The organism is Novosphingobium sp. ERN07 (assembly GCF_012641335.1).
GTDB lineage: Bacteria > Pseudomonadota > Alphaproteobacteria > Sphingomonadales > Sphingomonadaceae > Novosphingobium.
Genome location: NZ_JABAID010000002.1, coordinates 158,109 through 181,407 on the forward strand (window position 1 = coordinate 158,109; position 23,299 = coordinate 181,407).

The following is a 23,299-nucleotide window of genomic DNA, read 5'->3' on the forward strand; positions in this document are numbered from 1 at the left end:
AAGCCTTCGATGCCCTACGTTAAAACGCCGCGCAAGCTGGCGGCTTCGCCCAACTTCGCCCTGTGCCACGCTGCAGATGGAAGCCCCTTCGCGCTTGGCGAGGTGGAACCCTATGCGCAGTTCTGGCTGAATGAACGCGAGCGGATGCTGCTGGCGCTGTTCGGTCGCAAGGGCGGCCTGATGGTTGAGCGCGCCATCACCGCACTGCTGGCCATGCGCCCGGCCAGCAATACCGCTGCCGAGCGACGCCGGATAGAACGCGCGATTGCCGAAATGATCGCAGCAGGCGTGCTTCATGAACCTGCCGACGAACTCTCTCGCTATGGCAAGGAAATGGCGCGCGACTATCTGGAGCATCGCCCGTTTCCCACCGCCATCGCCGCCAGCATTGCCGCACAGAGCGGACTGGGTGAACAGTCGCGCGCACTCGACCTTGCCTCAGGCCCCGGCAGCCTCGCGCTCACTCTCGCCGAGCGGACGCCTCACGTCACGATCATGGAGCTGTCGCGCGGCTTCGTTGCTACTGCAACCGAAGAAGCAGCGCGGCGCGGACTGGTGCTTGAGGCGATCAACGAGAGCTGCAACCGGCTTGCCCAGCATGACGGCACCTATGATCTCGTCACGATCTCGCAGGCGTTGCACTGGCTTGATGACATTGCCGTGTGCAAGGGCGTATGCCGGGTACTGGCCGAAGGCGGCAGCTTCGTGGTGATTCACGCCGCGATGAACTTGCCGCAAGACCATCCGCTTAGCTGGATTCTGGGCGACAGGACACCGCTGGGTGACAAGGCTCAAGTCCCCTTTGTACAAAGCGCCCGCGCCTTGTTCCGCAGGCTGTCGCTGCTTTTTGCCGCGCTGGATGCGCCGCAAGTGGAACGCCATGACCCGCAGCACGCACGTGCAGGCCGCGCACCGATAGTCGGCGCAGGAATTGCCCTCTATCACCAGCCCCGACCGATGGGGACCGGCTTTGCCCGCGCGTTTCTGTCCGATTCCCATCTCGCTACGACTGGCCTTAATCCACAACAGGTGTGGAAGCGCATTGAGGCCAAGTGCGGCGTGGCGAGCGAAGAAGCTCTGCAAGCCTCGATGGATTGGGCGGTGCTGCATTTCCAGCGTGGGGCGACCAGCTTCGACATCGAAAGCTGGGAGCCAGAAACACCGCAGGTCATTGCCTACCCCTAAGGGTGCGCGATAACGACCAGCGTTTCGGCTTCTTCCAGCGCGGTTGTCAGGCAGCGGTCCATCGTTGCAGGATCGAGCGAGGCAAAGCTTTCATCGAGGATCGTGACCTGCGCCTTTTGCAGCAGGGCGCGGGCCAGAAATACCCGGCTACGCTCGCCATGCGATAGCTGCCATCCGGTTTCGCCAACCTGCTGATGCAGGCCACCGGGCATCTTGCGCAACAGATCGCCCAGATCCAGCCTTTCGCACATCTGCTCAGCGGCCTTCAGATCGGTCACCGACGGTGGCCATTGCCGCCCCATCAGCAGATTAAAGGCCAGTGTGCCGCTCAGGATGTGGTTGTCATGGAATTGAGGCGCAGACGTCACCCGCCCGTGCCAGTCATTGCCGATAGTATGGCGATCAAGCCCGTCGAGCAGCAACAGACCATTGTCGGCCTTGCGCAAGCCGGTGAGCAGATTGGCCAGCGTCGACTTCCCTCCACCCGATGGTCCCTCCATCAGGATACGGTCGCCTGCGTTTATGGTGAAGTCCACGCCGCTTAGCACCGGTTTGTGTCCCTCTTCGTGTGCAAATGCGATGTTCTGGCCTTCCAGCACTGGTCCGCTGTCCGATCCGCCGCCTTCTGTACTTGCAATGCGCGAAGGCGATGGGGCAGTGCGCTTTCCGGCTTGGAAGATCGTGCGCACCTGTTCCCATGCAAAGCTTGCGCGTGACAGGCTGGACAGCCCGCTGCCAACCGCGCCCAGCGCTCGCTGCGCCAGCATCACTCCGCCAAGGCTGATCGCCAAAAGCACGCCCGATGGCGCAGGGCTTCTGGCAACCGAAGGCCCCAGCGCGAGGATAGCGGCTATCAGCCAGGCACTCGCCAGCCCCGAGCCAAAGCGCAAGGCTGTGCGGTCCATCGCCGCGGATTTCCCCTGATAGCGCACGAGTTGGCCATCTTCGGCCAAGTCTCGCCGGTCCGCACGCTCTTGTGCCAGCCGTGTGCGGTGGCCTATCATAGCCTCGATCAGATAGTCGGTCATGCCCAGCCGGTCGCGCGTCCACTCGATGATGCGGCGGTGATATTGCCCGGCCATCAGCACCGTCAGCACGGCAAATCCGCACAGCAAGGAACCGTGGAGCACCGGCGCAGCGCCCTGTCCCAGCACCCAGAAGGCAAAGCCGAGTTCGATCAGCCCGACCAGCACGGAGAAGGCTCCACCGAGCGCCAGCCCTTCCAGCGCCTGTGATTCCATGACCTTGCCAATCAGCGCGCCAACGCCCTGCCGTTTGACGCTGTCGGGCGGCAGAGCCAGCGCGCCGGCCAAAAGGCGTGACTTGACCAGACGTCCGGTTTCCAGCCCGAAAACGGCCTCGTTCCAACCGGCCAGCAAGTGCCCCGGCATCATCGTGAATGCCAGCAGCAGCCACGCCGTCAGCCAGCCCCAATCGAGCCTGCCCGAAAGCGTCGCCCCGCCAATCAGGCTCCAGCTCCACAGCTCCGCGCCATAGAGCAGCACGAACAGGCCGACAATCTGCGCCAGCCGCCACGGCAGCCGAGCATGACGGAATTGCTGCAGGAAATCTGCGTCGGGGGGCAAGCGGAGCATTGTCAGCCCGGTCACGTCCTCGCCGCCGATGCGCTCTGCGATCAGTGCTGAAGAAACGCTGCTTGTGCGCTCGTCCGAAACGCCCGCTGCGGCCACGATCCGCGCCACTTCCGGCATGAGCTTTTCGGCATGGTTGCGATAGAGTATCGCGGCGATGTTGGCAGCTCCTGCGCTTGCCACGCTGCCATCGGGGCAGAGGAAAGCCGGCGTACCACGTCGTGCTCCGGTCAGCGCCAGAGTGCCGCATCGCTCTCCCGCATCGACCCGGATCAGCGCCGGTCCGCCGTGCATCAGAAACGCAGGAAGTTCGCGCACTTTGGCTTGCGCGGGCAGGGTCTCAATCCCGATCTGCTGCCCCGCCCAATCCAGCCATGCGTCTGCATTGTCTTCATCAAACGCGCCCGAAACGAGAGCGGAATCCGATGCAACAAGGCCGTGGCGCTGCGCCAGCACTTCCAATGCCTCGCCCGCGCTGGTGATCGGCCACAGCGCCCTGCCCAGAAATGCGTCCATTGCCACGCTCATGCGGCTTCGCTCACACTGCCGCCCGACACGCGCCAGCGGCGCCATTGCGCACCCTGCCACATCGTGCGTGTCACGTGGGTTTCGGCATGGAGCAGCGCGCGGTAGCGGCTGTGCCGTCTGGCGAGCCGCTGGGGGTTTCCATCCTCGACCAAGCAGCCGTCCTCGATCACCAGCACACGCGGGAAATCGAGCGTTTCGGCAATGTCGTGCGTGACGCAAAGCATGGTCACGTCCTCCCATTGCCGTCGCGCCGCTTTCAGCAGGTCTCCGCGCTGCTGGCGATCAAGCCCGCGAAAAGGCTCGTCCAGCAGGGCAAGGCGTGAGGACGGCGAAAGCAGCGCGCGCCCTAGCCGCACGCGCTGCCCCTCGCCCCCCGACAGCAAACCGCCACCTTCGCCGATGGGTGTTTGCAGACCTTGCGCCAACCGGCCAGCAAGCTCCCTCAGTCCGCTAGATTCGAGCAATGTCTGCACCCGCAGGAGATCTCGACTGCCGACTGCATAAGTCAGATTGTCGAGCAGCGACCGGTTCCACAACTGGACCTGCGGATCGACCCATGCGCAATCGCGGCGCAATGCGGCTAGCGCCGCCGCGTCCAGAGGCGCGCCATCAACCATCAAGCTGCCCTCATCCAATCGATGCCAGCCCAGCAGGAGCCCAAGCAGCGACGATTTGCCTGCCCCGGACCGCCCGACAATGGCGACGTGCTCACCCGGTTCGATCACCAGATCGAGATCGGACAGAATGGTGTGTCCCCCAGCAACCAAATGCCCGCCCGTAATCACGACGCGCGCTGCGCCGGTATTCGATGAAACTTGCGCGGGCGCTTCGCTTTCGGCCTCTTCGGGCGCATCCAGCGGCTCCATCTGGCGCAGCAGGGCATTGCGCATCGCCGGGTAGCTACGCGCAAGGCTGCCCAGTTGCGCCGCAGCGGCGGGCAGACGCAGCGTCCAGAACACCAGCAGCAGGTCCGCGCCGCTAACCCCGCCACTTGCGGCAAAATGCCGCATCAGCAGCAGCGCAGAAAGACCGGTGGTGACGATCAGTAGCAACGCCTCGGCCAGCACCGACCAGCGCGCCAGCCCACGAGAGGCGCGGGTCCATTCCACCAGCAGGCCTTCGTGTTGCCGCGCAACGGCTGCCTGCGCGCGATGCGCGCGGATCGGGGCTAGGCCAAGCAAGGCGTCGAGGTAGAAACCATGCAGCGCGCCTCCATGATTGCGCACGCGCAGGTCACGCTCGTTGATCAGCGGTTGCAGCGCGATCGGCAGCACCAAGGCGGCACCTGCGAGCACCAAGGCCCACCCAAAACTCCCCGGCGCGATCCATGCCACCGCCAGCAACGTCAACACCAGCTCACTCAGCGCCTGCACTCCCTGCATCGCTAAAGCGGGCAGGCCACGCACCAAGTGAATGTTGTGGCTGCGGTCAGCCATGTCAGTGATCGGGCGGCTCTGGAAGTATCTGTCCTTCAAGCGCGGCAACTTGCCGAGGATTGCCCGGCGCAACCGTGTCTCCAGCCTGCGCCCCTGCCCGATGGCGGCAGCAGCGAGACCAAGATCGAGCACACTGGCCAACATGACCAGCCCCGCCACGGCCACCAGCGCGACGATGCGCTGCAACGGCAATTCAAGATGCTCCGCTATATCGATCAGCCCGCGAAACACCGCCGCTTGGACCATCAGCATCAGTGCTTGGACACCAATCGCAGAAGCGGCCAGTCGTGGACGAAACGCTGCGTCCTGCCGCAACATTGTCCAGAACTGCTGCAATGGTTTGGGCGTACGTTCGCCGAGTGCCGCGACGAGTTCCGGCGGCAACGTCGCCAGCGCTTCGGACGAGACTTCGCCTTGGTGCCCGCGGGTCCGCAGCATCACACCCCCACGTATGCGCAACATTTCGCGCGTGGGATCGGTGTTGGTCACATCGGGTCGGGCCGACCAGTAGGCAGGCGGGATGATTGCGAAGATGTCGTTCCCGCTGCTCGTGGTGTCCCGGAACAACGCAGCAGTCACGCGCGCAGCCTCGTCTCCTTTCGCCAGTCCTCCAGCCGACGCAAGTGACGCGCACAGCCGCACCGCCGCATCGAGCGCACCGAACGCGAACCAGCCCGGATCGCCAGCGGCTTCGCCGATCAGTTCTTCGGCCTCACCTTGACCAAAGCCGAGTTCAGCGAGCCGCAGACGCATCGGCCCGCGAAAGTCTTCGCTGTCACACCACGCCCGCCAGTCGACCGCCTCAACCGATTGTTCGTGCGCGAAGATGTCCTGCTCGAACCGGCGCGATGAGACCCAGCGCCGCCCGGACGCAGGATCCATGATCTGCAGCCAGTTCCCGTGCCGCGCCCACACGACCACGAAATGCGTGGCGGCATCTGCATGGCGCACGACGACGATGGCCGGAAGGGAACCCGCATCGTCAAGGCAGACAAAGTCCTGCGGCACCAGAACCTGCTCTGCGCGAAGGCCCAGTTGCTGCGCCACCGCCTCGATCGTGTCGATCGAAGTGCCGTCCACGCTGGTTTGGCAGGCCTCACGCAGGCGGCCATAGCTGATCGGCACGCCATGCCCTTCGAGCAGGCATTTGAGCGCCGCCGGGCCGCAATCCATCGAGGAGGTCTGCACCACTTCGGGTGCGAACAGCCGGCGATTGCGTGAGCGGGCAGTGAACCACGGCATGGTCATGCCGCCCACTGCCCCAGCGTGCGCAGCAGCAGAATGAGCGGCGAGACTTCCTCTATCATCACATCGACTTTACCCGTCATGCCGTGGCGCAAGGTGAGTGCGCCCGCACTGGCGCGCGGCATCAGCAATTCCACGCGCAGCGCCTGTCCATCGGCCTCGGCCGCCACCCGCTCAATCCGGGCGGGAAAATCGCCATATTGCGTCCAAGCAAATCCATCGAGCCGGAGCCGCGCAGGCTGCCCCTCGCTCAACCGCCCTACGCCTCGCGCCGCATCGAACGTGGCGACGATCCGCAAATCGCCATGCGGCACAATTGTGGCAAGGCGCGTGCCGGGGGCCAGAACCTCGCCCCGACGAAGCACTGCGACATCGCCGATCACGCCATCGAACGGCGCACGGATGCGTTGCGCGTCAAGTTCGGCCCGTAGCTGCGCGACGAGAGCTTGCGCGGCGACCCACTCGCTTGCCGACTGAGCCAGTAGACTATCGATACTGGCAGCATCAACCGCCCGGTCCGCCTGCGCGGATTGTGTCTCCCAGGCAAGACGCTGTTGTTCACGCACAAGGGCATCGCGCGTGGCATCGGCTTTGCGCGCTTCGGTTGCCGCACGTGCGGCATCGACAGGTGCCATGCCACCCGCTTCGCTATCCATGCGCTGGCGCTCGGCCAGATCATCGTTGAACGAGGCCTCAGCCTCCGCCCCGCGCGAGCGCGCACGTGCCGCGGCAAGCGCGGCATCGGCAGAGCGGGCAGCGCCCGAGGTGGCATCCTGCGCCGCCGCCTGCTGACGCTTGAGCGCAGCAATCCGTGCGGGAAAACCCGCCAGCCGGGCTTCAGCTTCGGCAAGGCGCAGCTTGTGCAGCTCGGCGTCAAGCTCGGCCAGGATTTCGCCCGCCTTCACCCTCTGTCCGATCTGCAAGCGGAATACTGTCAGCTTGCCGCCGTGAACCGCCGAAATCTGCCCCGATGACGAGGCCACTTCCAGCCGCGCCTTCTGCGATACGGCATGGACGCCGACGCGACCGGTAACGAACCACAGGCTCCATAGTGCCAGCAGGGCAAGCGCCACAAGAATGGCCAATCGGGGCATTCGAGCCGTGTCTGCGGCAAGCGCCCGGGTCGTGCGTGAAAACGATACTGCCATTGCCCCTCACGATCACTGCGCGAGGGATTCAACGGATCGGCAACGGCATTATTCCGCGCAAAAAATAAAAAAGAATATGCGGAATAATTGCAGATTGCCCGCGTTTTCCAGGCATCGGATCACGGGAATGGGAATGGCACGGTGCCAGTTGCAGAGCTTCAGGTTAGCGCGGAAATGGAGGGCGCACAGGCTCTTCATCCGCATGACGTGCTGGCGCTGCCAATGGCTCGCGCCGCTGTTCTCCAGCACACGGTCGATAGCGATGTCGCACCGCTGCTGACGCTCTTCCATGCTGGCAAGGAAGTGTCGTGGGACGATCCGCGCCACTTCGCCTTTGCCAAAGCTTTGGTCAGCGGTGGCGATTTCAGCGCCGTCGATCTGGCGCACGCTGCAGGGCTCGACTGGGCCGAAACGGCACCGATGCTTGAAGCCTTGCTGGAAGAAGGCCTCGTTGTTCCCGCCAGCAGTCTTGCCGCCGCAGCAGCGCGGCATGACAATCGCCCAATGCCATCGCCGCTGCCGCCAGCACCGATGGCCGTTGCGCGTTGCTGGACCGATCCACAATTGTTGATGGCCGACCTGACCGGCACCGCGCTCGATACCTACTGGCTCGAAGTCGTGGTTCCCGTATTCCGCACCGCGCACATCTTTCTGGATCGCGATGGGCGGCACGTGGGGGAGGCGAATGCCTTTCCCGCTGCCGCACGCACCGAAGTGCCGACCGAATGGCGTGGCTGCCCCTATGCCGGCAACCGCTATCAGCCGGACAAGCCGATGAACATGACCGCGCTCAAGGCAATGCGCGCACATTGGCGGCAGATGATGGGTCTGCTCCTGCCGATCCGCGAAGCCTATCTGCGCCGCTTCCCGCAAGCGCGTGCAGGCTGGACGGTCGCCCATGTCGAACGGCTTGCCGTCTGCGTGCTCGCCCTGCCCAGTTACATGCTGTTGCGGAACGACGGGCGCGTCGCAAACGGTGATCTGCACCCGGCGCTGTCAAACCTGTTTCGCGTGACGGACGGTTTGCGGATGGTCATGCATCACATGCTTTTCGTTCCGCTGTTCGAGCCGATGCAGCGGCCTGATGCACCGGTCACCATCGAAACAATCTTGGCCTATGCCGACCGCAATTTCCTGTTCCATTCGGAACACGGCGTCTGCGCCGGGCCGCGCTTCATGGTCGAGGATTTCCTTGGCGTGCTGCTCAGCGGACAAGCGCCGCGCAGTGGCTTCGATGCCGAGATCGATCCCGAACTGCAAGCAACGGCGGCCCTGATCGAACCGGCGATGGATTACGGCCTGCTCGGCCTGCAGACTTTCGGCGCGGTCTTTGCGCTCTGGCCAGCGATGGCGCGCTGTTACGACCGGCTCCATGCTCTTCTGGCCGGTGGATCAACCGCCGAACAGGAACTGGCCGATCGCTTTGCCGGGCATTTTGCAGCGCTAAGCCACCGATCCTTCCTCGCCAGCGAGGAATGGCGCATGCACCGCGAGGCCGTTTACGACGATATGTTCGCCTCCTGCGCGCAGGGGTTGGGTGCAGGCAGCGACGAACCACACCTTTCCACATTGCTGTCACGCCCTGAAGGTCCGGGCACAGCGCAAGCCGCAGCCACACTCGAAGCCGCTGTGTCGCGCCGCTTTGCCGATGCCAACCCGGCGCTGTCCGCAGCGTTCGCTGATCAGGTAGTGGTGTTCCTTACCATCGCTCGCAACATAGTAGCGCTGGCAGAAGCGATCCAGGCTCGCACAGCAAAACTGCTGCAACGGGGCGAACCGGCAGACCGTCTGACCCTGCAGAACATCAACCTGCACAACATCCTGATGGGCGCTGACCAGCGCAGCGTTCCGTTCCTCCCCGATGAACTGGGGGAGTTGTTCGACCTGCACATCCATGTCGACGCCCAGACAATCGAGATCACTCCCGGCGTCGGCCGGAAGTCCGCCCATTCGCCTGCCAAACCGGCAGCGGATACCCGTGCATGAGCACGATCAAGTGAAGAGGAAGCACCCATGAAGATCAAGACCAACCTGCGCGCTGGCGCCAAGAGTGGCACCGTTCCGAGCGGCAAGAAGAAGTCGACCGGTCCTGACACCCCCGAAGTCGAAGTTCACAGCAGCCCGGTCGTCGTTTCGACCACGCGCTGCGCCGGTCTCTGACCAGCAGGTTGCAATGGGTGGTCGGAACGTCCGGCCATCCATTCACCGCATTGGCATGACAATGACTTTTCAAGAATTGCGCCGTTTTGTCACTGTACGCTTAGCGCTTGCGAGCTTGATTGCTCTATCTGTTGCGACGACCGGAACCTTTGCCGCGGCGAAGGATGGCCTTCCTCCGATTTCACTGCCTGAGCAATACGAAAGCAACACCGGCGACGGCACTCCGGTTTCAAACGCGCCTTGGTGGAGCGTCTTTGGTGATCCCCAACTCGCATCGCTGATCGAACGTCTCCACGCCGCCAACACCACGATCGCCCAAGCCCGCGCCCGCCTTGCCGCAGCAGAAGCTGCCGCACGCGCAGGCCGCGCCTCGCAAGGCCCGTTTGCCAGCGTGGATGCCAGCGCAACCAGTGTGCAAGGCCCGCTGATCAATGCTGCTGGGGAAAGCGGCAATCTCTATTCCGGTCGTATGAACGTCAGTTGGGAAGTGGACGTGCTAGATCGTCTTTCGGGCGAAAGGGCCGCAGAGCGTCTTGATGCCTCGGCTGCAGCAGCACTCCTTGAAGATGCAAAGTTGCTGATGGAAGGGCGCGTCGTGCGGACCTGGCTTTCACTGAAGGCCCTGTCCGCCGCACAGATCGACGCAGACCGTGCGGTGAGGCTGCTTCAGGAAGCAAGCGTCATCATGCAGCGCCGCCGCGACATAGGACAGGTTGCCCTGCAGGAGGTAGACACGGCGCAATCACGCCTGAAGGCCGCGCTCCAACACCGGTCGGACCTCCAGTTATCTCACGCCACGGCAGCGCGAGAATTGGGCTTTCTTTTGGGTGAAACGACACCAATTTTCCCCGCTGCTGCTGCCGAACCTACAATCCAACTGCCACAAATCGCCGCCGGATTGCCGTCCGAACTCCTCGTGCGCCGTCCCGACATTGCCGCCGCCCGCAGCCACCTGATGGCAGCGGACCAGCGCCTCGTTTCGGCTCGCAGGGGCTGGCTGCCCACATTCGGCCTGACTGCATCGGGTGGCGCTGCCTCGTCCAGCCTCGGCCAGATTTTATCAGGCGGAGCCGCAAGCCTGCTTTTGGGCGCTCTTTTCTCGATACCCGTGCTTGATGGCGCGCGGCAAAAAGCTCGCATCGCAGGGCGAGACGCCGAAGTGGCGCTTGCAGATGCAAGATACCGCGAAACCGTACTCAGCGCTGTGCGAGACGTGAACAATCATCTGCAGGCCTATAACAACTGCAAAACCGTTCTCTCCCACGCCAACGAACAAGAACAGTCCGCGTCCTCAATGCTTGCGGCGGCAAATGGCCGCGCCAAGAACGGAACAATCGGCAGACTAGCCCTGATAGACGTAGAGATCATGTATATCGAACGCACATCGGCTCAAATTTTTATTCAAACAATTTGCTATCACAATTTAGCAGATGTTCTACAATCTTTAGGTAGAGCGACATGAAAAATAACCACACACGTCTTCAAAAATATATTTTGAATTAATATCTAGAATTTCAATAGATTTTATAAATATTATATTATAATTACCATAATAATAAGATAGAATAATAATTGCAATCAGGAAGTCAAGGCTTATTCAAGAGATCCTTTTTACATCTGCATGCGCCTCTCTGCCGAATAACAGGACGGTGAGCCACAGAGCATAGGCAACTATGATATCGTGGATGAGTTTGCCGAATCAACCTACACAGGGACTAACGACAGACCACCCCAGTTCCGGTGGATGATCGAGCTGGTAACGGACTCGTCAGATCCCGTCGATGAAGTCCTGCTTTAAATGTACAGCCGGATGCATCTTGACATGCGGTTCCTACACAGGCCCTGCAAGCCTGCGGAAGCGGGCGTAAAATCCCTCTTTATCATGGAAGATGTTGGCACTGGGCAGCACGCAGAGTTTGACCGCGCGATTCGGTAAGTTGACCTCAGAGAAGCGCCGCGAAGAGGACAGACCCTTTCGTTCGGGGTGCATAAGATGTTCGTGGACGCTGTGACGGTCTTGGACACGCAAATCGCCAACTCGGGACAGAGTTCAGTCCTTGAGGCCAGTCTTTCGACCGGAATAGCAACGACGCCCAGCGTTGACTGGTGGTGGTGCCCCTGGCCCGACTCGAACGGGCACGTATTGCTACAAACGATTTTGAGTCGTTCGCGTCTACCATTCCGCCACAGGGGCACGGAATGGCACGGGCCTTAGCCAGTGCCATCACGATAGGTCAAGTGTTACGCAGCGCGCCTGCCAAAAGCTTGTGGAGCTTTGAGTGGAGCGCATCGTTCCCGGCCAGCACGGTTTCGTCGCAGATCGGCTGCGAACGGCCCTTGTAGTCGGACACGAAGCCACCCGCCTCGCGCACCAGAAGGCAGCCCGCGGCGGTGTCCCACGGATAGAGACCGCTTTCCCAGAATCCGTCGAAACGACCGGCTGCAACCCACGCGAGATCGAGCGAGGCCACACCGAAGCGGCGAATCCCGGCAATGCGCGGTCCGAGTTCGGCGTAGATGCGCGCCCATTCGTTGATATCGCCCCGACCGGCGAAGGGAATGCCGGTGGCGATCAGCGCTTCATCCAGATGGCGGCGGGCAGAAACGCGCAGGCGGCGATCCTGCAACCACGCCCCTTGCGCCTTTTCGGCCCAGAAGCTTTCATCCGTGATCGGCTGATAGACCAGCGCTGCGGTAACGTCGCCCCAGCCTCTGCCATCCAGCGTGGGTTCCTGCACCGCGATGGAAATCGCGAAGTGCGGGATGCCGTGGAGGAAGTTGGTCGTGCCGTCGAGCGGATCGATGATGAAGCGGGGCTTGCCCTCTTCACCGGCGATCTCGCCGCCTTCTTCCATCAGGAAGCCCCAGCCCGGACGCGCGGTGCGGAGTTCGTCCCACAGCGTGCGTTCGGAATGCTGATCGGCCTTCGAAACGAAATCCGCAGGGCCTTTCTTCGAAACCTGAAGATGCTCGATCTCGCCAAAGTCGCGGCGCAGGCGTCCACCCGCCTTGCGCGCCGCGCGTTCCATCACGCGCATCAGGCCGGAAATGGCTGCCATCGATCAGTTCGCCTTGCCGACGTAAGTGCGTTCGTAAACGTCCACGATGATGCGCGTGCCGCTTTCGATGTGGGGCGGAACCATGACGCGCACGCCATTGTCTAGAATCGCGGGCTTGTAGGACGACGAGGCGGTCTGCCCTTTCACCACGGCATCGGCCTCGACGATGGTGGCTTCGACCTGTTCGGGAAGCTGAACCGAAATCGGGCGATCATCATACATTTCGAGAACGGCGGTCATGCCATCCTGAAGGAAGGCCTCGGCACCGCCGAGCAGATCCTTGGGCAGCGTAATCTGGTCGTATGTTTCCACGTCCATGAACACCAGATCATCGCCCTCTGCATAGAGGAACTGGAAATCCTTGGTGTCGAGGCGCACGCGCTCAACCGTGTCGGCGCTGCGGAAGCGGACGTTGGTCTTGCGGCCATCGATCAGGTTCTTCATTTCGACCTGCATAAACGCGCCACCCTTGCCGGGTTGGGTATGCTGGGTCTTGGCGACCTTCCAGATGCCCTTTTCGTATTCCAGGATATTGCCCGGACGGATGTCCACGCCGCTGATCTTCATGATGGAAAGAGCCTTACCGTGTGTAGGGAAGCGCGGCCCTTAGCCGTTCGGTGCCCAAGCTTCAAGCGCGATTGCCTGAAATGGGCCGAGCGTGCTAGCGGGGCGGTATGAAGCAGCTCGTTATGATCGCCATCATTGCCCTTTCTGTGGCCAGTGCCGCGCAAGCCGTGCCCGGCGGAAAACTGATGGTTCTGCAGAAGGGGGACTGGACCTGCGAGGTGCCGGGCGATGCCAATACGCTGGCAACCGAAAAGCCCGAACTGGGGTTCGAGACGATTGCGGATTCGAGCTATGTTGCGCCCGATGGCACTACCGGTTCCTACCTCAGGTTGGCAGACCGGCTAACGCTGACAAGCGGGGTATTTGCGGGCCGCAGGTTCGTGATGGATGGCGAGGAAATCCTGCGCGAAGTGGCGCGGGACGACACGCCGACAGGCCTGCGCTGCGTTCACGCAGGGCCGATCAGCATAGCGAACCCCGGTTAAGCAGCCGCACTATCGCGCCGCATCCGCCAGTAGGCATAGGCGATGATCGCGGTGAATGCCGCAATGCCGAATAGCAGGCTCGCCGGGAAATTTTCTACCACGGCCAAGGCTTCGGGATTGTCTGTCCCGGCCACGATTGCAGCAAACGCGATGTTGAACAGGCTGTCACCAACGATCAGGCCGGTGGCGGTGAGCACGCCCATGCGTTCGGCAAATTCAGGCGCGGATTGGCGCGCAGCCCAGCGGTTGTAAAAGTGCCCCAGAACGGTGCCGAGAATAACCATGAGCGTCACCTGCGTTGGCAGATACATGCCCATACCAACCGCGAGCGGTGGCAGCGCGCCCTTGCCCGAACGTTTGAGCAATTCATCCACCACGATCACACCCGCGCCGATTGCTGCGCCCAACCCGACCAGATACCAATCGAGACTGCCGCCCAGCACGCCCTGCGCAATGGCCGAGATAAGTGACGCTTGCGGGGCCGATAGCGCATTCTCCCCTGCCCCCGGCGCACCCTGGAAGCCGAACGTGGAGTTGAGCAGATCGAGGATCGGCGGGATCACCAAAGCGCCGAACAGCACGCCAAGGATCAAGGCGACCTGCTGACGCCAAGGCGTCGCGCCGACAAGCTGGCCAGTCTTGAGATCCTGCAGGTTGTCGTTCGAAATCGTGGCAACGCCGAAAACGATGGCAGTGACGAACAGCGCAAAGGCGACGAGCGCTTTCGTATCCGCCTCTGACCCGCCCTGCCCGAACAGGCCGAGCAGAAGCAGCGAGATGCCCAGTGCGGCGAGGATGCCTACCCCCGAAATCGGGCTGTTCGACGCGCCGATCAGGCCTGCCATATAGCCGCAGACCGACGCGATGATGATGCCAGCGATCAACACATAAACGACTGAAGAAACAAGCGTCATGCCCAGTGCGGCTGCCACCGGGCCACCAACCGCAAAGTCGGCCAGAAGCAAAGCAATCGGGATCATCGAGGCGAGAATTGTGCCGCCGACAATGCCGATAGGAATATCACGCTCAGTGATGTCGAGGCTATCGATGCCACCATCCTTGCGTGAGGCATTGGCGGCAATCGCGGCGGTCACGCCGCGCACAATCGGCCCGATCACCCGCAGCAAAGTCCAGATTGCGGCAACGCCTATGGTCCCTGCACCGATGAAACGGATTTTCTGGCGGAACACGGTGCCGACGAAATCGGCAAGGTCCGCCCCCGCCGGAATGCTGCCTGCTGTCAACTGGGGGAGCAGGACGCCGAAGCTGATCACGATGCCCACAAGCATGGCGATGCCAACCGCAAGGCCGACGAGATGGCCGACACCGACAAGCGCCAGTGAAAGACCGCCGAACAGCATCGAGCCGCCAGACCCGACCTTGAACGCGCCGCCCACTTCTTCGGCTGCCAGCTTCATTTTAGCGAGCAGCGGGTAGAGCGCAGCAAGCAGGCCTCCGGCAGTAACGGCGGCAAGGCCCTTGCGGTTTTCCTCCGCCCCGCCCACGCCCGCGCCGACTTTCAGCACTTCGGCAGCGGCAACGCCTTCGGGGTAGGGCAGATCGGACCCAGTCACCAGCGCGCGGCGCAGCGGCACCGAATACATCACGCCCAGCACGCCGCCGACAGCGATCACCGCGACCGATTCCCAATAGGGGAAATCTGCCCACCATCCGACCATAACCAGGCCGGGCAATACGAAAACGATGGCCGAAAGCGTACCCGCTGAACTCGCAATCGTCTGGACGATATTGTTTTCCTGAATCGTCGCGCCAGAAAATGCTCTCAGCACTGCCATCGAGATGACCGCTGCGGGAATCGAGGTGGCGAATGTCAGCCCGATCCGCAGCCCGAGATAGACGTTTGCAGCGGTAAACACGACCGTCAGAAGTGCGCCCAGCACCACCCCACGCAGTGTCAGTTCCCTTGTGGTCGGTCCGGTCATACGCGCTCCACCCGATGTGTCTGACCGCCTGTCTTGCACGGCAAGCGTCACATGGAAAGCTGCATCAGCTTACAAACGAAACCTTCGTCGATCCGGTCACCATTTGCGCAAGACGCGCGGCGTCCCAGTTGGTGAGGCGCACGCAGCCGTGGCTTTCGGCGCGGCCAATGGTTTGCGGTTCTGGCGTGCCGTGGATGCCGTAGTGTTCCTTGGAGAGATCGATCCACACGACGCCGACAGGGCCGTTGGGGCCGGGCGGCAGCAGATGTTCACCTTTGCTGTCAGGAACATCCCAGAACAGGCTGGCATCATAGGAAAATTCGGGGTTGTAGGACTTGCCGTTGATTTTCCAATCGCCCAGAGGCAGCGGATCGCGGCTTGATCCGGTCGTCACGGTGAACACGGCAACGAGTTTGTCTGCCTTGTCATAAGCTTCGAGCGTGCCTTTGGACTTGCTCACCACGATCCGCGCCACATCTGGTTGCGCATCGCCGACCCCCAGTGTGGCAAGCGTTGCCAGCCAGCCCTTGTTTTCGACCTTTGCCGGGTCGATCCGGTCACCGCCGGTATTGGGCACCCTGATCTGAAGGCCCGCGCGATATGGCTCAGGCGGCAACGGGCTTGTCGTGGGCGGATTGAGCGTTTTGCGCTGCTGTACTGCATCCGCACGAGCGGCGGCATGCTGTGCCAAGGCCGGGTTAAGGCCGCGCAGCACTTCAGGCGTGGTGTGAAAACGCTCGGCAAGCTTTTCTTCGAGCGAGGTATAGCCGATTTCTGGCAGCTTCGCCTGCTGCGCCGGGTCTTTGGGCAGGGGTTCGAACCTGCCTCGCGCGAAATCTTCGGGGATGGTGACAACGCGCGTTGCGGCGATGTTTGACCATCGGCCCAAGGCCTTCATCGTAGGATCGTCGAACTTGCCCGTCGCCTGCAACCCGTTCGCTTTCTGAAACCCGGTTACGGCGTTGGTGGTCGATAAGCCCGTCTTGCCGTCGATCACGCCTGGCAAGAATCCAAGCCTTTCAAGAACGACCTGGGCTTGCATGACCGGGCGTGCTGCGTCCTCAGACGGAGCAGGCTGTCCGGCTGCAGGATCATTCGACGCCATCGGCACGACGAACGACGGCGTGGCTGCTGCGCTTTCGCTTGGCGAAGGCGCCGGTTTTTCGGAATTGCAGGCAGAAAGTGCAAGGACGGCAAGCGCAGCGGCGGTGAAGCGGGGCATTGAGGCTCCAATATGGTTGCCCTGCTACAATGCCCTGCCCTGCTCGCTTGTTCCGGCGTTTGCGATCAGTCAGTCATCGGCGATCAGACGGGGATTGGCACGGATTGTGTCGAAGAATGCCGCGACGTTAGCGGCTTCGTCGCCGTCCCAAACGGCATTGCTGACGGCGAGGAAATCTGCCCCTGCCTGCACCAGAGGAGCGCAGTTGGCAGGCGTGATGCCACCGATGGCGACACAGGGCAGTTCGAAGATCGACTGCCACCATTCGAGAAGGTCCAGCCCTGCGACGTGTTTGGTTTCCTTGGTGCTGGAGGGAAAGAACGCGCCGAAGGCAACGTAATCAGCCCCTGCATCGCCTGCATCCATCGCGAAATGGCGGCTGTCGTGGCAGGTGACGCCGATCTGCGCAGTGCGTCCAAGCCTGTCGCGCGCGTCCTTCACGTCGCCATCGTCCTGCCCAAGATGGACGCCATCAGCACCAAGGCGCTTGGCGAGGCTGATGGAATCGTTGACGATGAACGCCACGTCGCGATCCGCGCAGATGCGCTGGAGCGGTTCGGCAAGGCGCGCAGCCTCATGTTCGTCCACGCCTTTTACCCGGAACTGGAATGCGGCAACCGGGCCTGCGTCAAGCGCGCGGGCAAGACGATCCGGGAATGGGCCGGTAACGTCGAGCGGGGAGATGAGGTAGAGTTCGGAGGAGAGCTTGGCCATGAAGGCGGCCATATCGGTGCATATGGCAAGCTGCAAGCAAAACGCCCCGCCCCGGCTTTGCCGGCGGCGGGGCGGCCTTTCCCGTCCTCTCAAACGGATTTAGGCGGCGACGAGCGTCTTCTGCGTCGAACCGGTGTAGATATCGTCGATGGCTGCGCCCAAGGCTGCGTCAAACTCAGCATCGGTCATCTGCGCGCGCAGATCTTCGAGCAGGGCGCGGCTGAAGCTGGCGATGATGCCGTTGTTCTTTGCCAGCTCGACGCAGGCTTCGGGGCGCTTGTAGCCGCCCGAAAGCGCGACGACGCGCAGCACCTTGGGGTGCGAGACGAGCGGATCGAACGTGCCTGGCACGATGGGGAGCGAGAGCTTGAGCATGACCTGCGTGCCTTCGGGCAGCGCATTGAGGTTCTTGAGGATTTCGTCGAGCAGGATTGCATCGCATTCCGCCCGCGTCTCGCTCTTGATGTTCACTTCGGGTTCGATGATTGGCATCATGCCGTGGCTGAGAACCTGATTGCCCACTGCAAACTGCTGGGAGACCACCGCAGCGATACCTTCTCGGTTGGCGGAATTGATAACCGAGCGTTCCTTGGTGCCATAGACGCCGAGCGCCTTTGAACGGGCCAGCAGATCGTCGAGCGTGGGCATCGGCTTCATGAGCTGAACGCCGTTTGCTTCATCCTCAAGGCCCTTGTCGATCTTGATGAAGGGCACGACGCCCTTTTCGATCAGAGCAGCGGGAACCGGCTTGCCATCTACGGTTCCGTCCATCGTCCGTTCGAACAGGATCGCGCCGATGACCTTGGAACCGTCGAAAGCTGCTGAACGGATGATGCGGGCGCGCATTTCGTGGATCAGACCGAACATTTCTTCGTCGGTGTTCCAGGCGCCTTCTTCGACGCCATAGCCCTTGAGCGCCTTGGGAGTCGAACCGCCCGACTGGTCGAGAGCGGCAATGAAGCCATCACCTGAAGCCATCTTCGCGGTCATTTCGGTCGTGTTCATCAGCCCGTCCTATCTGCTGCGAAAGGGCGGAATTCCGCCTCCGCATACCTATGCGTAAATGCGCTTTTAAAAGACGCTCGCGGGTCGGCGCGAGCGTCGAAAATGGCGCATACCTATGCAAATACGCGCCATAAAGGAGCGCGTGCCGCAGTGCAACACGCGCTCCTTAAAATTTTTAGGCTTCGAGCGCGGCCACGCCGGGCAATTCCTTGCCTTCCATCCATTCGAGGAACGCACCACCTGCCGTCGAAACATAGGAGAAATCAGCGGCAACGCCGGCGTGATTGAGCGCGGCAACGGTGTCTCCACCTCCAGCGACCGATACCAACGAGCCTTCCTTGGTCAGCGCGGCGGCGGTCTTCGCCAGTGCAACCGTGGCGGCATCGAACGGCTCGGTTTCAAACGCGCCCATCGGCCCGTTCCAGACCAGCGTGCGACAGGTTTTGAGAGCGTCGGCCAAAGCTTCGACGGCAGCCGGGCCTACGTCGAGGATCATCTCGTCGGCAGCGACTTCGTGGACGTTACACGTGCGAAGCGACGGCGGATTCGTCGCAAATTCCTTCGATACGACAACATCGTAAGGGAGGTGAACGGTGCAGCCAGCCTTGTCGGCATTGTCGAGGATTTCCTCGGCGGTCCCAGTAAGATCGTGTTCGCATAGCGATTTGCCGACGTTCACGCCGCGCGCGGCAAGGAAGGTGTTGGCCATGCCGCCGCCGATGATCAGATGATCGACCTTGGTGACAAGGTGCTTGAGCACATCAAGCTTGGTTGAAACTTTTGCACCGCCGACAACAGCAGCAACCGGGCGCTCAGGTTCACCAAGAGCCTTCTGAAGCGCCTTCAACTCGGCTTCCATCGCACGTCCAGCATAGGCGGGCAGCACTTTGGCAAGGCCCTCGGTCGATGCGTGAGCGCGGTGCGCGGCAGAGAAAGCGTCGTTGACGTAGATATCGCCAAGGCTTGCGAAACGCTCGACAACTGCCGGGTCGTTCTTTTCCTCGCCGCCGAAGAAGCGCGTGTTTTCAAGGATCGCGATGGATCCCGGCGCGAGAGCGGCGACGGCTGCCTTGTCGCCTTCCCAATCGATGTAGCTGACCGGACGGCCCACAACGTGCGCGAGCGGTTCGGCAATTTTCTTGAGCGAGAACTCCTCCGAAGGCTGCCCCTTGGGACGGCCGAAGTGGGCCAGAACGAGGACTTTGGCGCCCTTGTCGGCAAGTTCGCTCAACGTGGCGACCGTGGCGCGCAGACGGGTATCGTCGGTCACCTTGCCATCGGCCATCGGCACGTTCAGGTCTTCGCGCACCAGCACGGTCTTGCCGTTCAGGTCACCGATATCGTCAAGCGTCTTGAAGCTCATTCCTCGATCCTCACTTCGTCGCCAATAGCAATTTCGCCATCGGTCAAAACCCGGCCAAGCACCCCGCCGCGCCAGTCTGGCATCAGGGCGAGTTTCAGGCCGGGGTGGATTTCATCCATGCGGCTGCAGGGATCGCATTCGCAGGTTACTTCGATGCGCAGACTTTGGCCGATTGCGACGATCTTGCCCGGTTCGCGCGGAAGCCTGATGCCCTGCACCAGCAGGTTGGCGCGGCGAATGTGCCAGGGCAACGTGCGTTCGACGGCGGTGCCCAACTCGGCCAGCGCCGCCTGCCAGCTTTCGGTCTCGATCAGAGATATCTGCCGACGCCCGGATTTGCCGGGGCGGATCGCCCCGCGCAGGTCACCGCGAACGCCAAGTTCGCGAGTGACCGCAACGTGATCGAGCGTCTCTATCGGCCCACGCGGCCTATCGTGCCGTGCAATGCCTTCGAGACGCCCGCTCATTATGACAGTTCCTTAGAGAAACTTCGCCATCGCGCCCGCAGTATCGAGCATACGGTTGGAGAAGCCCCACTCGTTGTCGTACCAAGAAAGCACGCGGACCAGCTTGCCTTCGAGAACGGCGGTTTCAAGGCTGTCAATGGTCGACGAGTGCGCATCGTGGTTGAAGTCGATCGAAACCAGCGGTTCGTCGGTGTAGCCGAGCACACCCTTCAGTGCGCCTTCGGCAGCAGCCTTCAGCACGCTGTTCACTTCTTCCAGCGTCGTGTCGCGCTTGGGGGTGAAGGTCAGGTCAACCACCGAGACGTTCGGCGTCGGCACGCGGATCGAAGAACCATCGAGCTTGCCCTTCAGATCGGGCAGAACTTCGCCGACGGCAACGGCGGCGCCGGTGCTGGTGGGGATCATGTTCATAGCAGCGGCGCGAGCGCGGCGCGGGTCGCTGTGGATCTGATCGAGGATCTTCTGATCGTTGGTGTAGGAATGGATCGTGGTCATCAGGCCACGTTCGATCCCGATGGATTCGTGCAGAACCTTGGCCATCGGGGCAAGGCAGTTGGTAGTGCACGATGCGTTCGACACGATCTTGTGATCGCCGGTCAGCTTGTCGTGGTTCACGCCGAACACGACGGTCAGATCGACGTTCTTGGCAGGGGCTGAGATCAGCACGCGCTTGGCACCGGCATCGATGTGCTTCTGGCCGCCATCGCGGTTGGTGAAGAAGCCAGTGCATTCGAACGCGATGTCGATGCCGTTGGCGGCGTGCGGCAGGTTTGCCGGATCACGCTCAGCCGTAACCTGGATACGCTTGCCGTTGACGATCAAGTCGCTGCCATCGACCGAAACGTCGCCCGAAAACGCGCCGTGCACGCTATCGCGCTTGAACAGCAGGGCGTTGGCCTTGGCATCGGCCAGATCGTTGATCGAGACCAGCTCAAGGCCGCAATCGGGCCGTTCGAGAATGGCGCGGGCGACATTGCGCCCGATGCGTCCGAAACCGTTGATTGCAACCTTGATCGCCATGTCGGGTATCTCCTTTTGAATTTACGAAACCCGCGAAAGGATTTGCGGGACGATCTTCTCAGCCGTCAGGCCGAAATAGTCGAAAAGCACCTCGGCCGGGGCCGATGCGCCGAAAGTGTCGATGCCGATGGTCAGGCCATCACCGACATACTTCTGCCAGCCCAGCGTGACGCCTGCTTCGACCGAAACCTTGATCGCATCTGCGGGCAGCAGGTCTGCCTTGTAGGCGGCGTCCTGTTCATCGAACAGTTCCCAGCACGGCACGGAAACGACATCGGCACCGATCCCCTTCTCTTCGAGCGCGGCCGCCGTCTTCATCGCGACTTCGACTTCCGAGCCAGTGGCCAGCAACACGACCTTGCGCGCAGCCGTTGCACCGACCAAACGATAGGCACCCCTGGCGCTCTTCATCGCTGCATCAAAGCGAACCGGCGGCAGGTTCTGGCGCGTGAGTGCCAGCACCGAAGGACGATCCTTGTTTGCCAGCGCGATGGCCCATGCCTCGGCGGTTTCAATCGCGTCCGCCGGGCGGAACACCAGCAGGTTCGGGATCATGCGCAGCGACATGACATGTTCGACCGGCTGATGGGTCGGTCCGTCTTCGCCAAGACCGATGGAATCGTGCGTGAACACATAGATCGCGCGGGTGTGCTGCAAGGCCGACATGCGCACTGCATTGCGGCAATAGTCCGAGAACACGAGGAAGGTGCCGCCGTAAGGAATGATGCCGCCGTGCAGCGCCATTCCGTTCATCGCGGCAGCCATGCCGAATTCGCGGATGCCGTAATAGACATAGCGACCGTCATAGCTTTCCGGCGTGAAGGGGCTGGTCGATTTGGTCTTGGTGTTGTTCGAACCGGTAAGGTCTGCCGAACCACCGACCATTTCGGGCACGTTCGCGGTGAAGGCTTCCAGCGCCATCTCGCTCGACTTGCGGGTCGCGACCTTGGGCGGGTTGGCAATCAGCGACTGGATATAGGCATCGAAGCCGGTGTCAGCGGGAAGATCGCCAGCCATCCGGCGGGCCAGTTCCGCAGCCTTGTCACTGGCGGCGGCGCGCTTTTGCCATTCGGCGTGCGCGGCCTTTCCGGCTTCTGCCGATGAACGCCAGTTGGTCAGAATGTCTGCCGGAACTTCAAAAGGAGCCGATGTCCATCCCAGATACTCGCGCGCGGCGGCGATTTCATCGGCACCCAGCGGCGATCCGTGGACGTTGTGGCCGCCCTGCTTGTTGGGCGCGCCCTTGCCGATCACGGTGCGGCAGGCGACCAGCGACGGACGCGGATCGGCTTCGGCTTCGGCCAGAGCACGGGCAATGTCGGCAAAGTCATGGCCATCGCACGACGTGACGTGCCAACCCGACGCTGTATAGCGGCCAAGGATATCTTCGCTGGTCGAGAGCGATGTATCACCATCGATGGTGATCTTGTTGTCGTCCCACAGCACGTTCAGGCGGCCAAGCTTCAGCGTTCCGGCAAGGCCCACGGCTTCGTGGTTGATGCCTTCCATCAGGCAGCCGTCACCAGCGATGACCCACGTCTTGTGATCGATCAGATCGTTGCCGAAATGTGCGTTGAGATGCCGTTCGGCCATCGCAAAACCGACGGCCATCGCCAGCCCCTGCCCCAGCGGACCGGTGGTCAATTCCACGCCGGGGATCAGGAAGTTTTCCGGGTGACCAGCGCAAACGCTGTCCAACTGACGGAAATTGCGAATATCGTCCATCGCCGGGCTTTCGTAACCCGTCAGGTGGAGCAGCGCGTAGATCAGCATCGAGCCATGGCCGGCCGAAAGGATGAAACGGTCGCGGTCGGTCCACGCCGGAGCCGACGGATCATGCTTGAGGAACTGCGTCCACAGCACCGTGGCAACATCGGCCATGCCCATCGGCATGCCGGGGTGGCCAGAGTTCGCTGCCTGGACTGCGTCCATTGCAAGCGCACGGATCGCGTTGGCCATTGGTGCCAGCGCGGTGGTTTCGCGTGTCATGCTTGAAAAAAGCCCTTCCCTGTCGTGCGGCCATCCCTGACGCCCGCACGAAAACCGATGATTCGGAGCGGGGCCTCTTTGGTCATGGTGGGGCGAAGGGTCAAGGCTGTGCGGTGGCGTTCTTTGCGGTGAACGCATTGACCTGCGCTGTCTACTGGTGCTGTCTACCGG

Annotated in this window: 18 protein-coding genes and 1 tRNA gene; 5 read left to right on the forward strand and 14 right to left on the reverse strand. The window is 62.0% G+C overall.

The annotated features are described in order from the left end of the window. Positions 1 to 9: 9 nt before the first annotated feature. Positions 10 to 1,185 (forward strand): class I SAM-dependent methyltransferase, encoded by a 1,176-nt coding sequence (locus tag HGI47_RS03965; protein ID WP_168851501.1) that lies wholly within the window; start codon positions 10 to 12, stop codon positions 1,183 to 1,185. Here HGI47_RS03965 and HGI47_RS03970 read toward each other — a convergent pair. Genes HGI47_RS03970 through HGI47_RS03980 form a run of 3 tightly spaced genes read right to left on the reverse strand, consistent with a single transcriptional unit; the run spans position 1,182 to position 7,080 of the window. Then, complete coding sequence (locus HGI47_RS03970; RefSeq protein ID WP_168851502.1) at positions 1,182 to 3,305, reverse strand: ABC transporter ATP-binding protein; 2,124 nt, start codon at positions 3,303 to 3,305, stop codon at positions 1,182 to 1,184. The two genes, HGI47_RS03965 and HGI47_RS03970, sit on opposite strands and share 4 nt — an antisense overlap. After that, positions 3,302 to 5,983 carry a cysteine peptidase family C39 domain-containing protein gene (locus HGI47_RS03975; protein ID WP_168851503.1) on the reverse strand — a complete coding sequence of 894 codons (2,682 nt, stop codon included), beginning with the start codon at positions 5,981 to 5,983 and terminating at the stop codon, positions 3,302 to 3,304. Before HGI47_RS03975 ends, HGI47_RS03970 begins: the two co-directional genes overlap by 4 nt. A gap of 2 nt (positions 5,984 to 5,985) precedes the next feature. Then, on the reverse strand, positions 5,986 to 7,080 hold the full coding sequence (locus HGI47_RS03980; RefSeq protein WP_168851504.1) for an HlyD family secretion protein: 1,095 nt from the start codon (positions 7,078 to 7,080) through the stop codon (positions 5,986 to 5,988). A 141-nt stretch (positions 7,081 to 7,221) separates the two neighbouring features. Here HGI47_RS03980 and HGI47_RS03985 point away from each other — a divergent pair, with 141 nt between their 5' ends. From HGI47_RS03985 to HGI47_RS03995, 3 genes are all read left to right on the forward strand, one after another. Beyond that, positions 7,222 to 9,120 carry a hypothetical protein gene (locus HGI47_RS03985; protein ID WP_206065986.1) on the forward strand — a complete coding sequence of 633 codons (1,899 nt, stop codon included), beginning with the start codon at positions 7,222 to 7,224 and terminating at the stop codon, positions 9,118 to 9,120. A 27-nt stretch (positions 9,121 to 9,147) separates the two neighbouring features. Further along, positions 9,148 to 9,294 (forward strand): hypothetical protein, encoded by a 147-nt coding sequence (locus tag HGI47_RS03990; RefSeq protein WP_168851506.1) that lies wholly within the window; start codon positions 9,148 to 9,150, stop codon positions 9,292 to 9,294. 61 nt (positions 9,295 to 9,355) lie between these two features. Next, positions 9,356 to 10,756 carry a TolC family protein gene (locus tag HGI47_RS03995; RefSeq protein WP_240949973.1) on the forward strand — a complete coding sequence of 467 codons (1,401 nt, stop codon included), beginning with the start codon at positions 9,356 to 9,358 and terminating at the stop codon, positions 10,754 to 10,756. Between the two features lie 648 nt (positions 10,757 to 11,404). Here HGI47_RS03995 and HGI47_RS04000 read toward each other — a convergent pair. The 3 genes from HGI47_RS04000 to efp all read right to left on the reverse strand — a co-directional run bounded on the left by HGI47_RS04000 (position 11,405) and on the right by efp (position 12,920). Further along, a tRNA-Leu gene (locus HGI47_RS04000) sits at positions 11,405 to 11,488 on the reverse strand. A gap of 40 nt (positions 11,489 to 11,528) precedes the next feature. Next, positions 11,529 to 12,353, reverse strand: coding sequence for an inositol monophosphatase family protein (locus tag HGI47_RS04005; protein ID WP_168851508.1), 825 nt, complete (start codon positions 12,351 to 12,353; stop codon positions 11,529 to 11,531). 3 nt (positions 12,354 to 12,356) lie between these two features. Further along, positions 12,357 to 12,920, reverse strand: a complete 564-nt coding sequence (gene efp, locus HGI47_RS04010) for an elongation factor P (RefSeq protein ID WP_168851509.1) — start codon at positions 12,918 to 12,920, stop codon at positions 12,357 to 12,359. A gap of 107 nt (positions 12,921 to 13,027) precedes the next feature. Here efp and HGI47_RS04015 point away from each other — a divergent pair, with 107 nt between their 5' ends. Further along, the gene (locus HGI47_RS04015; RefSeq protein WP_168851510.1) at positions 13,028 to 13,405 is read left to right on the forward strand and encodes a hypothetical protein; all 378 of its coding nucleotides are present in this window, start codon (positions 13,028 to 13,030) and stop codon (positions 13,403 to 13,405) included. Here the strand turns inward: HGI47_RS04015 and HGI47_RS04020 are convergent. From HGI47_RS04020 to tkt, 8 genes are all read right to left on the reverse strand, one after another. Then, a complete protein-coding gene (locus tag HGI47_RS04020) occupies positions 13,402 to 15,348 on the reverse strand; it encodes an OPT family oligopeptide transporter (protein WP_168851511.1) in 1,947 nt (648 codons plus the stop codon). The genes HGI47_RS04015 and HGI47_RS04020 overlap by 4 nt on opposite strands. A 64-nt stretch (positions 15,349 to 15,412) precedes the next feature. After that, positions 15,413 to 16,570 carry a L,D-transpeptidase gene (locus tag HGI47_RS04025; RefSeq protein WP_168851512.1) on the reverse strand — a complete coding sequence of 386 codons (1,158 nt, stop codon included), beginning with the start codon at positions 16,568 to 16,570 and terminating at the stop codon, positions 15,413 to 15,415. 69 nt (positions 16,571 to 16,639) lie between these two features. Beyond that, a complete protein-coding gene (gene thiE, locus HGI47_RS04030; RefSeq protein WP_168851513.1) occupies positions 16,640 to 17,284 on the reverse strand; it encodes a thiamine phosphate synthase in 645 nt (214 codons plus the stop codon). 99 nt (positions 17,285 to 17,383) lie between these two features. Next, complete coding sequence (locus tag HGI47_RS04035) at positions 17,384 to 18,289, reverse strand: fructose bisphosphate aldolase (RefSeq protein WP_168851514.1); 906 nt, start codon at positions 18,287 to 18,289, stop codon at positions 17,384 to 17,386. 175 nt (positions 18,290 to 18,464) lie between these two features. Continuing rightward, positions 18,465 to 19,652, reverse strand: coding sequence for a phosphoglycerate kinase (gene pgk, locus HGI47_RS04040; RefSeq protein WP_168851515.1), 1,188 nt, complete (start codon positions 19,650 to 19,652; stop codon positions 18,465 to 18,467). Further along, on the reverse strand, positions 19,649 to 20,119 hold the full coding sequence (locus HGI47_RS04045; protein WP_168851516.1) for an MOSC domain-containing protein: 471 nt from the start codon (positions 20,117 to 20,119) through the stop codon (positions 19,649 to 19,651). Before HGI47_RS04045 ends, pgk begins: the two co-directional genes overlap by 4 nt. A gap of 12 nt (positions 20,120 to 20,131) precedes the next feature. Then, positions 20,132 to 21,139, reverse strand: a complete 1,008-nt coding sequence (gene gap / locus HGI47_RS04050; RefSeq protein WP_168851517.1) for a type I glyceraldehyde-3-phosphate dehydrogenase — start codon at positions 21,137 to 21,139, stop codon at positions 20,132 to 20,134. A gap of 21 nt (positions 21,140 to 21,160) precedes the next feature. Then, on the reverse strand, positions 21,161 to 23,128 hold the full coding sequence (gene tkt / locus HGI47_RS04055; protein WP_168851518.1) for a transketolase: 1,968 nt from the start codon (positions 23,126 to 23,128) through the stop codon (positions 21,161 to 21,163). Between the last annotated feature and the right edge of the window lie 171 nt (positions 23,129 to 23,299).

Bases quoted from the DNA above. Each gene is read 5' to 3' on its own strand.
- HGI47_RS03965 (WP_168851501.1), top strand. From the start codon at position 10: ATGCCCTACGTTAAAACGCCGCGCAAGCTGGCGGCTTCGCCCAACTTC.
- HGI47_RS03970 (WP_168851502.1), bottom strand. From the start codon at position 3,305: ATGAGCGTGGCAATGGACGCATTTCTGGGCAGGGCGCTGTGGCCGATC.
- HGI47_RS03975 (WP_168851503.1), bottom strand. From the start codon at position 5,983: ATGCCGTGGTTCACTGCCCGCTCACGCAATCGCCGGCTGTTCGCACCC.
- HGI47_RS03980 (WP_168851504.1), bottom strand. From the start codon at position 7,080: ATGCCCCGATTGGCCATTCTTGTGGCGCTTGCCCTGCTGGCACTATGG.
- HGI47_RS03990 (WP_168851506.1), top strand. From the start codon at position 9,148: ATGAAGATCAAGACCAACCTGCGCGCTGGCGCCAAGAGTGGCACCGTT.
- HGI47_RS03995 (WP_240949973.1), top strand. From the start codon at position 9,356: ATGACTTTTCAAGAATTGCGCCGTTTTGTCACTGTACGCTTAGCGCTT.
- HGI47_RS04005 (WP_168851508.1), bottom strand. From the start codon at position 12,353: ATGGCAGCCATTTCCGGCCTGATGCGCGTGATGGAACGCGCGGCGCGC.
- efp (WP_168851509.1), bottom strand. From the start codon at position 12,920: ATGAAGATCAGCGGCGTGGACATCCGTCCGGGCAATATCCTGGAATAC.
- HGI47_RS04015 (WP_168851510.1), top strand. From the start codon at position 13,028: ATGAAGCAGCTCGTTATGATCGCCATCATTGCCCTTTCTGTGGCCAGT.
- HGI47_RS04020 (WP_168851511.1), bottom strand. From the start codon at position 15,348: ATGACCGGACCGACCACAAGGGAACTGACACTGCGTGGGGTGGTGCTG.
- HGI47_RS04025 (WP_168851512.1), bottom strand. From the start codon at position 16,570: ATGCCCCGCTTCACCGCCGCTGCGCTTGCCGTCCTTGCACTTTCTGCC.
- thiE (WP_168851513.1), bottom strand. From the start codon at position 17,284: ATGGCCAAGCTCTCCTCCGAACTCTACCTCATCTCCCCGCTCGACGTT.
- HGI47_RS04035 (WP_168851514.1), bottom strand. From the start codon at position 18,289: ATGAACACGACCGAAATGACCGCGAAGATGGCTTCAGGTGATGGCTTC.
- pgk (WP_168851515.1), bottom strand. From the start codon at position 19,652: ATGAGCTTCAAGACGCTTGACGATATCGGTGACCTGAACGGCAAGACC.
- HGI47_RS04045 (WP_168851516.1), bottom strand. From the start codon at position 20,119: ATGAGCGGGCGTCTCGAAGGCATTGCACGGCACGATAGGCCGCGTGGG.
- gap (WP_168851517.1), bottom strand. From the start codon at position 21,139: ATGGCGATCAAGGTTGCAATCAACGGTTTCGGACGCATCGGGCGCAAT.
- tkt (WP_168851518.1), bottom strand. From the start codon at position 23,128: ATGACACGCGAAACCACCGCGCTGGCACCAATGGCCAACGCGATCCGT.